Here is a 13,134-nt window from a genome sequence, read left to right on the forward strand (position 1 = left end):
AATATTCAAAAGCCATCGCTAAGCGATGGCTTTTTTCTTTCCCTCCCCTCAAAAAAAATCTAATAAAAATATTTTTATTAGATTTGTCTAACTTTTTAAATATACAAAGATAACTTTTAATGAAACAAATGTTTTTGGCATTAGGCAGTTGCTTTAGTATAAGTCTTTTTTCTCAAGAGGCAGACTCTACGAAATCTTCCAAGAATATAGAAGAAGTCGTAATGACGGGTACGCTAAAGGCAGTAAGTAGAGATAAAAGCCCTGTGCCGGTAGAAGTATTTTCCGCAAAATTTTTTGAAAAGAATCCCGCTCCCAGCATTATGGAATCGGTGGAAATGATTAACGGTGTGCGTCCGCAACTTAATTGTTCCGTTTGCAATACGGGAGATATTCACATCAATGGGTTAGAAGGACCATACACTTTAATTTTAATTGATGGAATGCCGATTGTAAGCTCTCTTTCCACAGTTTACGGACTTAATGGTATCCCAAATAGTATGATAGAACGGGTGGAAGTAGTTAAAGGTCCCGCTTCGTCCCTTTACGGTTCGGAAGCAATGGGAGGCATCATCAATATCATTACCAAAAACGCACTTACCGCACCGCGTTTAACACTTAATCTTAACTCCACTTCTTGGGGCGAACACAATACAGACATTGGCGGTAAATTTAGATTAAACGATAAGGTGTCCTCTTTATTAAGCCTTAATTATTTCAATTTTCAAAATAAAATAGATAAGAATAAGGACAACTTTACCGATGCGGCACTGCAAAACCGAATTTCAGTATTCAATAAATGGGATTTCCAAAGGAATGAAGGAAGGGTGGCGAGTTTGGCTTTAAGGTATCTCAATGAAGACCGATTTGGAGGCGTTTTGGAATGGGAGAAAAAACACCGAGGGAGCAATGAAGTGTATGGTGAAAGTGTTTACACCAAAAGATTTGAAGCGATAGGCGTTTATCAACTTCCGATAAAAGAAAAGGTGGTTACTCAATTTTCGTATAACTATCATCATCAAGATTCGTTTTATGGCGATGTGCCTTATTTAGCGAAGCAATCTACGGCGTTTGGGCAAATCTATTGGGATAAGACGTTGGGTAAATCTGATTTTTTATTGGGAGCTACCGTCAAAAATGTGTATTACGACGATAATACGCCAGGGACGCTTTCTAAAGACGGAACAACCAATCAACCTCAAAACGATTGGCTGCCAGGTATTTTTGCTCAAAACCAATGGAATATCAACGATAAAAATACTTTATTGGTAGGCTACCGATTAGATTGGTCTAAATTTCACGGAGCGATACATTCACCAAGAGTGGCGTATAAATGGAGTTTGGCTCCACAGACTAATTTGAGGGCGAGTTTCGGTACGGGGTTCCGAGTAGTTAATCTTTTTACGGAAGACCACGCTGCTCTTACGGGGTCTCGGGAAGTGGTGATTTCGGAAGCCTTGAATCCCGAACGTTCCTACAACGGAAACCTTAATCTTACGCACAAAATTTACACTTCTGGCGGTTACATCAATTTTGATATGATAGGGTTTTATTCTCATTTCACTAATAAAATCATTGGGGATTTTGATACCAATCCCAACCAAATTATTTATCAAAATTTGAAAGGCTATGCGGTGAGTAAAGGCGTTTCGCTGAATACGGAATTAAAATTAGGGTCGCCACTTACCGTTAATTTGGGAGCGTCTTATATGGAAGTGTATCAGAAATACGAAGAAGATGGGCAAACGGAAACCCTACAACAGTTATTCGCTCCCAGATGGTCGGGCACTTATGCTATCAGCTATAATTTTCCAAAGGAATGGAGCGCCGATTTTACGGGGGCTTTTTACGGACCGATGCGTTTGCCTGTGCTACCTGATGATTTCAGACCAGCCCATTCGCCTTGGTACACTTTAGCGAATATTCAGATTAGAAAACATTTTTCTAAACTCGGCATAGAGGTGTATGGAGGTGTGAAAAACTTGTTTAATTTTACACCGAAAAATCCTATTATGCGACCGTTTGACCCATTTGATACAAAAGTTTCGGAGCCGAGCAACCCGTATGGTTATACCTTTGATACCGAATATGGCTATGCTCCAATGTTGGGCATCAGAGGGTTTGTAGGATTGAGGTATAACATTAAATAAAACACAACATCAAATGCTGAAAAACATCTTACGGATTCAAATGACACTTTTTATAATGGTGTTTTTCCCCAAGGCACAACAGCTTCCTTTTGTGTCTTGGGAGGCATTTGATACTTTGAGGCTTTCTCAACCTAGAAATACTTTGGTGTTTGTTCGTACCGATTGGTGTTCGGTTTGTAAGAAACAGATTAAAGATTTAGAACAAGCCCCTTCTTTACTTCGTTTACTCTCGGAGCGTGTTTACTTCTTGGATTTGAATGCAGAAAAAGAGAAACGAAGTCTTTCGTTTTTTGGTAAAATCTACCGTTATTATGCCAGTGGAAGCACATCAGGGCTACACGAACTTGCGTATTATTTTTCGCCTCGCAGCCAAGTTTATCCTTTGTGGGTATTGTTGGATAAAGATGGGAAAATTTTAACCACCTATGAGGGCTACCTCTCTCCCATCCCCCTTAGCGAAATCGTAAACAAACACCATTAAAAAAATAAACCTCTTTTAAAAAGGGGTTTATTCATTTATATTTAAAAATTAACTAAATTTACCCCCACAAAAACACACCCATTTATGTCAACATTAAGATTTAAAGCTCTCGAAACCCTTCAGTTCAAGAACCTCAGCAAGGAAAACACCATCGATGTCCCTTCCAAACTCTCACAACTTTACTGTCAAAACGTATTTTCGGAAGAAACCATGAGGGAATTCTTAACCAAAGAAGCCTTCAACTCCATATTAGACGCCATCAAAAAAGGAAGCAAAATCCAAAGACACATTGCCGACCAAGTCGCCGTGGCCATGAAAGACTGGGCCATGAGCAAAGGCGTTACCCATTACACACACTGGTTCCAACCCTTAACCGGCGCCACCGCAGAGAAACACGATTCCTTCTTTACCCCTATCGAGGGCGGCAGAGCCATTGAACGCTTCAATGGAGGAATGCTCATCCAGCAGGAACCCGACGCCTCTTCGTTTCCTAACGGAGGCATCCGAAACACCTTCGAAGCGAGAGGATACACCGCTTGGGATCCCACCTCGCCCGCTTTCATTATTGGAACCACTTTGTGCATCCCTTCCATTTTTATTTCTTACACCGGGGAAACCCTGGACTACAAAGCTCCTTTATTAAGAGCTCTGAACGCCGTAGACGAAGCCGCCACCGAGGTCTGCAAAGCCTACTTCGATAAAAACGTAACCAAAGTGATCCCGACGTTGGGCTGGGAACAAGAATACTTTCTCGTAGACACAGCGCTTTATCAATCGCGCCCCGACTTGGTTATCACCGGCAAAACCCTTTTGGGGCACGCGCCAGCCAAAGGCCAACAGTTGGACGACCATTACTTCGGTTCCATTCCGACCCGAGCCATGAACTTTATGAAAGAGCTGGAAATCGAATGCATGAAATTAGGCATCCCCGTTACCACGCGCCACAACGAAGTAGCCCCCAACCAGTTTGAGCTCGCGCCCATGTTTGAGGAAGCCAACGTTGCTGTAGACCACAACTCCCTGCTTATGGACGTAATGGGACGGGTCGCCAACAAACACCACTTTAAAGCCTTGCTTCACGAAAAACCTTTTGCAGGCGTCAACGGAAGTGGCAAACACAACAACTGGTCCCTAAGCACCGCTACCGGAGAAAACCTTTTGAGCCCCGGAAAAAACCCTAAAAAAAATCTTCAGTTCCTGACCTTCTTTGTCAATACCCTAAAGGCCGTTCATGATTACGCTGACCTTCTGAGAGCCAGCATTGCAACCGCCAGCAACGACCACCGCCTGGGAGCAAACGAAGCTCCACCGGCCATCATTTCCGCGTTCATCGGAAGCCAACTCAGCTCGGTACTGGAAGAACTGGAAAAAGTAACCTCCGGAAAGCTTTCTCCGCAGGAAAAAACCGACCTCAAACTCAATGTAGTCGGTAAAATCCCCGAAATTCTCTTAGACAACACCGACCGAAACCGAACTTCTCCGTTCGCCTTCACCGGAAACAAATTTGAAATCCGCGCCGTGGGTTCTTCCGCCAACTGCGCCGAGCCCATGACCGTAATGAATGCCATCATGGCCAAACAATTAAAGGTCTTCAAAGCAGAAGTCGATACACTAATTGATAAAAAAGGACTGAAGAAAGACGAAGCCATCTTTAACGTTCTTCGGGAATACATCAAAGAAGCACGAAGCATCATGTTCGAAGGAGACGGCTACTCCGACGATTGGGCTAAAGAAGCCGAAAAAAGAGGACTGAAAAACCTCAAAACCACTCCGGAAGCTTTGGAAAGAGAAATGGATAAAAAATTCATCGCCCTTTACGAAGAGCTCGGCATTTATTCTCACCGCGAATTCGAAGCCCGAAATGAAATCAAGTTGGAAAAATACTCTACCGTAATCGACATTGAAGCCCGCGTTTTGGCCGACATCGCCAGAAACCACATTATTCCGGCTGCTCTGAACTACCAAAACCGCCTGATCGAAAACGTTAAAGGATTGAAAGAAATCTTCAGCGAAAAAGAATACAAAACATTAGCAAAAGAACAACTCGACCTCATCTCTTCCATTTCCAACAACGTGGCCCAAATCAAAGTAGGCGTAGACCAGCTCTTGGCTGCCCGCGAAAAAGCCAGAACAACAAAAGGAAGCCAAAAACAAGCCGAGGTTTACTGCAACAGCGTCAAGCCTTTATTTGACGGCATCCGCGAAGCTTCCGACGCTTTGGAAATGATGGTTGACGACGAACTTTGGCCAATGACCAAGTACAGAGAATTACTATTTACAAGATAATTTTTATTTTTTTTACTTCCTTAAAAGACTGTCTTCGGGCAGTCTTTTTTTTTAGATTAACACTATCAAAAAGCAACACCACCCATCAAATTAAACAAAAAACAACCCTAGAATAAAAATAATAAATTAAACTATTTCCCAATTAAATATTTTTGTTATATTAGCAACATAATAAAAACAATACCTATGAAAACAAAATTACTATCTCTTCTTACCTTCGTCGCCGTTCAGGCTTTCACCCAAGCCCAACAGTTTGACTGGGACAACCTCAGCATACCGGCCGGCACTATTGAAAATGCGCTGAAATACACCCAAACCGTCGAAGGTGTAACAGCCGTTGCCTAATCCATTCAAAAAGGCTATATGTATGCAGCAGGTGGCAATGGTTTTGGAGGATCGTCCGGAGTGGTCATTTTCACCGTGGGGCCGAATAACCATTTCATGGTTAATTTCGATAAAGCCACCGACATCAGCTCAATTTACACGGTAAACACCAACGGCATCGGTGGAGTCATCACTCTTGTCCCGATCGGAGGAGAAAATAACGAAACCCTCGTTCATGAAGAAACCGACTTCGGCCATGAGTTTACACCGAACTGGAAAGGCGTTACCGGATTTCAGCTTCTTCATTCCAACGAAGAAACATTCCCGGGGTTAGACACCATCAAGTTCACAATTTCTAACCTGAACACCCAAGAGGAAGCCGCTAAAAAGACTGTCACAGTTTACCCCAACCCCGTAAAAGACCTCATCCATATCAACGGAGTGGAAGGCTCGAATGCCAAAGCGGAACTCTACGACCTAAGTGGAAAAAAACTCTTGGAAGCAGGATTAAAAGAAGCTAATAACGAAGTTAATGTTTCTTCTCTGCCTAAGGGCAACTACCTCTTGAAAGTCGCCTCAGACAAAACGAATTTCTCCCAAAAAATCATTAAGAACTAATAACCTCAACCATATCTTCAAAGCCCTTTCGCCGATTTAATTAAGCGAAAGGGCTTTTTTGTTCAAAAAAATAATAAAATACTGATATACAATGATTTAAAATCCAAAAACCCTAACCTCCCTCTTCCGACAATTACACAATTATAGTTATTCGTTATAGGATTTATAGATTTTATCGAGTAAGATGTTAAAAAAACTTAAAAAAAATAAAACAGCAACCACCATAAAGCGGCTATTGCAGCGCATTTTCCTTTAACACAATCCTTAATTTTGTTAAAAACTGTTAAAAACAAACCCGGAGAATTCTAAAAAAACAAGTCTTTTAAGCGCTTTGCCTACTTTTGTCTAGTCAAAAAACAAAGTTAATCCTAACACGGGCAAACTAAAGACTTATGAAGAAAACAGTTTTATTCTACATTGTAGCGATACTATCCGCTTTCTCTCTGCAATCTTGTGTTACTAACTACGTCGTATCTGAACCTATAACATACAAAACCAATGCCAATTTGGCGGCAATTCCTACCAATAATCTCCGCCCGGTAAAAAATGAAATTTCTCCGTCCAAGCGAATCGACATGGCCTTGGCTTCCATAGAAAAAACCAACAAAAATATCGAAATCGAAAAAGCCATTTTGTTTGAAAAGAAAATGGACGAGCTCATGGCCGAAGCCGAATCTTATCTCGGAACTCCTTACCGCTACGGTGGAATGTCCAGAAGTGGCATCGACTGTTCGGCTTTCGTACTTTCTGTTTTTGGTGCTACTATGGGAATGAACCTCCCACGTGTTGCCGCTTCCCAAGCCCTTCAAGGCGAATCCGTATCCAAAGAGGAACTGCGAAAAGGCGATCTTGTTTTCTTCTCCAGAGGCGGAAGAATCTCCCATGTGGGTATCGTACACCATATTGACGAAGCCGGTGAAATCCAGTTCATCCATGCCTCAACCTCCAAAGGAGTAATGATTTCTCCTCTTAGCGATAAATATTGGGGGCCGAAATTCCGATTCGCTAAGCGCATCATCCAAGACGATCTTACCGATTTATCCGTACTGGCACAGAAATAAATATTAAATAATTGTTCTTTGATAATAGGACATTTTATATTTATTCACTAACTTTGTATCCGTGAAAAAAAGACTACAAATTATGATTTTATTGCTTGGGTTAGGATTTTTCCTTTTCCCAAGACAAGTCTTTTTTGCCTCTCCGACAACGGAAAACACAACCTGTTGTTCCTCCTCATCCCAAAAGAGCGAAAACTGCCACAACGATAACAACGAAAAAAAAGATTGCACAAAGCATCACCCTCAATGCAGCGACCAATGCTGTACTAATTGCTACAGTTGCGCATCCTTATCGCTTTCCATTCTAAAACCGGAATCTTTTCATTCTGATTCCATCAACTTCTCTGCTCTCAAAAGCAAACAAAGCCTTTTGCCTTGCTCCAAACCCTCTGAGAGACCATTCGACATTTGGCAACCGCCGAAAATAGGTTAATTCGTTTTTACCATTACCGTTTAATGAAGCGCCTCTTTGTCCAAACAAAGAAGCCCTCATCTCTATTGTAAAATACAACATCAAAAAACCGAATTAATGAATTACCTTATTCGAATAGGGGTGGTTTTCCTATTAACACTAGTCGCTTTCACTACTATCAAAGCCCAAAACCAAACCATTATCACCGAGACCGCCGAAGTCTCCGGTAATTGCAGCATGTGCAAAACCACTATAGAAAAAGCTGCCAAATACAAAGACGGAATTTCGGCGACATGGGACCAATCCACTAAAATCCTTACACTCATCTACCCTTCCGGAACCACTTCAAAGCAAGAAGTCCTACGCCGTATTGCCGAAGCAGGTTACGAAAACGAACTTTTCCACGCCGATCCTTCGGCCTACACCTCTCTCCCTGAATGTTGCAAATACACCCGAACAAAATCGGTCGAAAAATCTTTTTTCGTCAGAGGCAATTGCAACATGTGCAAAGCGAGAATCGAGAAAGCCGCTACCGCTGCCGGAGCTCAAAATGCCACTTGGAACGCCTCGAACCAAACACTATCGCTAATTTATAACGCCGAAAACACTTCAACCGACGTCATTCTGCGAAAAATAGCCGATGCCGGCCACGACAACGAAAGGTTCCGCGCTTCCGATGAGGCCTATCGTTCCTTAGCCGATTGCTGTCTCTATGAAAGGGACAAACAAACGCCAACCGCCTCGGATACACACCACCATGACCACGCTTCTCCTCACGATCATAGCATTGAAGAGGTCAAACTAACCAAAGCTCAAGCCGCTACCTCCATCGACGGAAAAAGTGCGGGATTGACATTTCAAATCGGACGCAAAGAACTATTAAAAGCCGCTTGCTGCAATCTTTCCGAAAGTTTTGAAACCAACGCCACCGTAGACGTTAATTTTAGCAATGCCGTAACCGGAACCAAACAATTAAAAATCTTGGGACTAGACCAAAAATACACCGCTCTAACCAAAGAACTCCTTCCCGATACGAGAGGCCTAGCCTCGGCTTATGGCCTGGGCTTCATTCCCGGACGATGGATTGGCGGCATCCAGCTAACCAAAGGAGGGAGTAGCGTAACCAACGGCTACGAAAGCATTACCGGACAAATCAACACCGAATTTCTGAAATACAAAGACCACCCCGAAACCACCCTCAACCTATTTTTGGACAACAACGCCCGTACCGAAGCCAACATCACCCACACCTCACAAATTGCAGAACGCTGGACCCAAAGCATTCTCCTTCACGGTAACGCCACCCTCGCCAAAATGGATTACAACCACGACGGCTTTTTGGATCAACCCACAGGCACACAAACCAACCTTGCCTATTTGGTAAACTACAACGATTTAGAACATTCGGGGTTAGGATTTCATTTTGGCATCAATTTTCTCCAAGATCGACGAAATGCCGGCCAAACGGACTTCAACAAACAACTCTCACCCGATCGTCAAAACGCCTACGGCGTAAACATCGACATTTCCAGAATTCAAACGTGGACTAAAATAGGTTACATCTTCCCCGACAAACCCTACCAAAGCATCGGATGGATGAATCAATACACCTTCCACCAACAAGACAGCTTCTTTGGACACCGAACTTATTTCGGTTCACAGAACACCTTTTATTCTAATTTGGTCTTCGAGAGCATCATCGGGAACACCAACCACAAATACAAAACCGGAACAAGCTTCCTTTTTGACGGATATCGGGAACTCTATCTCGCCTCTCCCTACCATCGAAAAGAATACGTCCCAGGTCTTTTCTTTGAGTACACCCTCACCGGTCGGAAGTACACTTTAGTCTCTGGTCTACGGACGGACTTCCACAATCTCGCCGGCACGCAACTTTCACCGAGGGTTAATTTCAAATACGATTTCTCCCCTCAAACCATCCTGCGCCTTTCCGCAGGCCGAGGATTCCGAACCGCCAATATTTTTGCCGAAAGTCAAGCTTTCTTCGCTTCTTCCCGTACGCTAGAATGGCTGGATTCGGGAGGTCGAATCTACGGATTAAAAGCCGAATCTGCCTGGAATTATGGAATTAGCTTACAGAAAGATTTCAAATTTCTTGGTCGAAAATCTTCTATTGTTACCGATTTTTTCAAAACCGACTTCAAAGACCAAGTGGTCATGGATCTTGATCAATCGTCTCGTAAAATCCTCTTTTACAACTTGAACGGACGCTCCTTCGCCCATAGTTTTCAAACCCAATGGGACTTTTCGCCCCTGAAAAATTTGGAATTCAGAATGGCTTACAAATACTACGACGTTCAAACCGACTATACCGGCGGAAGACGAAACGTTCCTTTCATAGCAAAGCACCGTGGTTTTGTAAATATCGCCTACTCCACGCCTAAAAATGAAAAAGGGGCGCACTGGAGCTTTGACACCACCCTGAATCTCGTTGGTTCCCAAAGGCTACCCCTCACAAAAGACAATCCTTCCGAGTTTCAGCTCTCATCCTACTCTAAACCATTCAGCACACTCAACGCACAAATTTCCAAACACCTAAACGCAAAAAGCAGACTCTATCTCGGAGGCGAGAACCTGACGTCTTATCGGCAAAATCATCCTATTATAGATGCCGCCAACCCCTTCGGTTCTTACTTTGACGGAGGCCTGATCTACGCCCCTATCATGCCTGCCATGATTTACATTGGCGCCGACGTCAACCTCTAAACAACTGAAAAGCCTTGGATAAACCAAGGCTTTTTTTAATTCACTAAAAAAGAAAGGTCAGGATAAACCCGACCAATCCATAATGATTTGATGAAAAAATTTAAGGAAACTTAACCCCCGAATAAACATTAGGATTTACCTGAGGTAAGCTTGAACCATAAGTCGCATTGATTGCTTTGATAAATTCATTCGCTATCACCGCATACCCTCTCCCCGTAAGATGAACACCATCCAAAGAGAAACTTCCTCCCGTTACAAAAGAAGCCGTGTACTTCACCCCATCAAATTGCAACCCGGAAGAAGAGGCCAACTCCGCCATTTTCGCATTAGCATCCACAAAAGCCAAACCATACGAAGAGGCCAAAGCCTTAATGGAAGCATTATAGGCCGTCGTCGCCGTTCTGATCGCTGTTATTTCGCTAGGAATCAAAATATGCTGATCCTCCAAAGGAAAGGAAATCCCGTAAGCATTAAGCGGAGCTTGAGCATATGGATAGACCGACGTACTGGGCGCCGTACCAATCACCGCACGTGTTGACAAAGGAACCAAATCCCCCGCCTTGGTCTGTCTGGCCTGACCAAAAGCTTGTCCTACCGCATAAGCCGTTTGAGCCCCGACAGCAGGCGTCAACGCCGCCGTAATTTGAGCCGAAAGATCCGTCAAAGTTTCATCCTTAATCAGTAACGGATTCGCTTCGGTTTTCGACAAAAGATTAATCCGATCGCCTTGCCCCAAAGCCGTTAAAACTTGTTTTACAGGTCCGTACAATCTAGTGTTCAACGCATCAATGGTTGCCTCGCCCACCGTTTGATTATTTTTCCCTATCGCATAAGCCGACAAAGGCGCATAAGGCACCGTAGTGAAAAAGGGAATATTCTCCACGTTAGGAATATTGGCAATAACCCCTTTGGTCGCTCCTACCGCCTTCATGCCATCCAGCACTCCCTTAATGGAAGCAGCCAAAACATTAGGATCGGTAATATCGTTCGAACCATAAGTCCTCGGATCCAAATTACCCGTTTGATCTTTTCCAACACCGCCGGAAGTGGCATAAGACAGTACGTCATTGTTCCCTATCCACAAAGAAAAGAACGTAGGCTTCGCCGCCATCGCGTCTTTCAATACACTGGTCGATGCCGAACTCGCGAAACGCACAAAATAAGGATTGGATACCCCTAAAGCAATCCCTTGTTCATTACCATAACCCTCGGCCACCAAATGAAAAGACTTCGCCCCAGGAACCCCGAGATTGTTATAACTTCCCGAAACTTTCGTAAAAGCACTAACAGGAGCCGCATTCAAAGGCGTCATGGTCTTTCCTAAAACCGCCCCCGTATTCCCGTCCAAAACGTCCGTAACCTGAAGGGTTAGTTTCCCCGGAAAAAGATAAGCTCCCGTTGCCGGATTTTTGAAATTACTAAACCCGCCCACGTTATCCGGCATCAAGGGTTGCAAAAACTCGCCACTGCCCGCCTTTGCCATTTGCGAAGCAATAATATTGGGATAAGATTCCACCTGACCGTCCAAATAAAGGGCATTATCCCGATAACCCGACGTCAAAGAATTTCCCAAAGCCACATATTTTGTAAAATCGGCACTCCCGCTGGTCACTGCAACAGCCTCCACATTCGTATCGAAATCCGTATTACAACTGTAGGTGAAAAATAGTGCAGAGGCCGCAACAGCCGATAAAATTATTTTTTTCATAGCCAAAAATGATTATTTAAGATTATAATTAAGCCCTAAACCGAAATAATAAGTTCTAGCCTTAGCCTGCCCCGCAAAATTATAGTAGGCATTATTAAACGTTCTGTATTTAGGGAACGACATCGCTGCCGCCAAGTCCACCCCAAGTCCGCCGAACTTCAACCCCAAACCGGCCGTAGCCACATGGGCATTAAACGAAGGCGTCTCCGGAATAAAATGCTCATCGCTGTATGGCGCTTCGTCATAGTACCAACCAGCCCGTCCCGCAACTTTTTCACTGAAGTGGTATTCTGTTCCTAAACGGTAAGTTCTCGTACTGTAAAAATTTTTCGGCACTACCGATACCGTCGCATCCGAAGCCTGGTTCCCCACCAAAGCATTCTCGAAGTCCAAAGTCAGATGGCTATACGCCTGCCATCCCGTATAGTTGAAATCCGCCGCCAACTTCCACTTCGGAGTTACCCAGTAAGACGCGGCAAGAGTATATTCGTCCACCAAAGGCAGCGTCGCCGTAAAACGATCCTGCCCCTGAGCATTCAGCCCCAAACGATCATAAAGCGCGCTGGAAACATTAAAGGTTGCCAAACCGTTTTTGGCTTTCATATCCACCGGACCGCGGTAAGCCACACTAACATCCAAACGTTCGTCCGGACGGAAGTAAAAGCCCAAACCGAAACCGTGCCCCACTGCTTTGCTGTCTTTAATGTTCATGGTTCCGCCCAATTGGGTTACCGCACGATCCCAGTCCACCTCGCCTTTCGCATAGATGTAACTCGCGCCCAACGATACCCATGGCGCCAATTTCACGGAAACCATCGGCTGGAAGAAAAAAGAACGCAAAGCCATCTTCTGAACCATCTCTTTTCCGGCCCACTCCTCGCCCCAATTAATGGTACTACCATAAGGCGTAGTAAAACTAAATCCTACCGAAAGGTCCTCAATCGGTTTATAGGCCACCGCCGCATAAATCGGAGTCCCCAAAGGATTGTCCGTCTCATAGGATTGCAACGTCGCCGCATTTTGATAAGTCACCGAGGAAAGCGCTCCAAAACCGCCAACCGCTACACTAAGCTTCGAAGGAATAAAAGAAATCCCTGCAGGGTTAAAAAATGCAACACTAGCATCCTCCGCATGAGCGCTGGTATGCGCCATCGCCAGCTGTCTAACCCCCTGAAGAGAAACCCTGAAACCGCCCGCATAAGCCATCATTCCGGCAAGAAGCGATGTGGTAATGATTATTTTTTTCATACTACAATAATTATTATCGAATCCAAATATAAACTTATTTTGGGTTTGAGCGTTAATATTTGCTTAATATTTTTAAACATAAACCTTTTGAACCCCCTGTTTTTAACTAAAAAAAGCCTAAA

The 13,134-nt window shown here is 43.9% G+C and carries 9 protein-coding genes; 7 read left to right on the forward strand and 2 right to left on the reverse strand.

What is annotated here, in order from left to right:
* Positions 1-119 precede the first annotated feature (119 nt).
* The 7 genes from VQ048_RS04465 (at position 120) to VQ048_RS04495 (ending at position 10,056) form a co-directional block, all read left to right on the forward strand.
* Positions 120-2,147 carry a TonB-dependent receptor plug domain-containing protein gene (locus tag VQ048_RS04465; RefSeq protein WP_327610484.1) on the forward strand — a complete coding sequence of 676 codons (2,028 nt, stop codon included), beginning with the start codon at positions 120-122 and terminating at the stop codon, positions 2,145-2,147.
* A 40-nt stretch (positions 2,148-2,187) separates the two neighbouring features.
* Positions 2,188-2,628, forward strand: coding sequence for a thioredoxin fold domain-containing protein (locus VQ048_RS04470; RefSeq protein ID WP_327610485.1), 441 nt, complete (start codon positions 2,188-2,190; stop codon positions 2,626-2,628).
* 84 nt (positions 2,629-2,712) lie between these two features.
* Positions 2,713-4,914 (forward strand): glutamine synthetase III family protein, encoded by a 2,202-nt coding sequence (locus VQ048_RS04475; protein ID WP_327610486.1) that lies wholly within the window; start codon positions 2,713-2,715, stop codon positions 4,912-4,914.
* Positions 4,915-5,100: 186 nt separating this feature from the next.
* Complete coding sequence (locus tag VQ048_RS04480; protein WP_327610487.1) at positions 5,101-5,259, forward strand: hypothetical protein; 159 nt, start codon at positions 5,101-5,103, stop codon at positions 5,257-5,259.
* 18 nt (positions 5,260-5,277) lie between these two features.
* Positions 5,278-5,856 (forward strand): T9SS type A sorting domain-containing protein, encoded by a 579-nt coding sequence (locus VQ048_RS04485; RefSeq protein WP_327610488.1) that lies wholly within the window; start codon positions 5,278-5,280, stop codon positions 5,854-5,856.
* Between the two features lie 392 nt (positions 5,857-6,248).
* Entirely contained in the window at positions 6,249-6,917 is a 669-nt protein-coding gene (locus tag VQ048_RS04490; protein ID WP_327610489.1) for a C40 family peptidase, read from the forward strand.
* A 529-nt stretch (positions 6,918-7,446) separates the two neighbouring features.
* Positions 7,447-10,056, forward strand: a complete 2,610-nt coding sequence (locus VQ048_RS04495; protein ID WP_327610490.1) for a TonB-dependent receptor domain-containing protein — start codon at positions 7,447-7,449, stop codon at positions 10,054-10,056.
* A gap of 100 nt (positions 10,057-10,156) precedes the next feature.
* Here the strand turns inward: VQ048_RS04495 and VQ048_RS04500 are convergent, their stop codons facing one another.
* Positions 10,157-11,764, reverse strand: coding sequence for an SGNH/GDSL hydrolase family protein (locus VQ048_RS04500; RefSeq protein ID WP_327610491.1), 1,608 nt, complete (start codon positions 11,762-11,764; stop codon positions 10,157-10,159).
* Between the two features lie 12 nt (positions 11,765-11,776).
* Positions 11,777-13,012: an OmpP1/FadL family transporter gene (locus VQ048_RS04505; RefSeq protein WP_327610492.1), complete on the reverse strand. Its 1,236-nt coding sequence runs from the start codon at positions 13,010-13,012 to the stop codon at positions 11,777-11,779.
* Positions 13,013-13,134 lie beyond the last annotated feature (122 nt).

Source organism: Bergeyella anatis (assembly GCF_036016955.1).
GTDB lineage: Bacteria > Bacteroidota > Bacteroidia > Flavobacteriales > Weeksellaceae > JAYWXI01.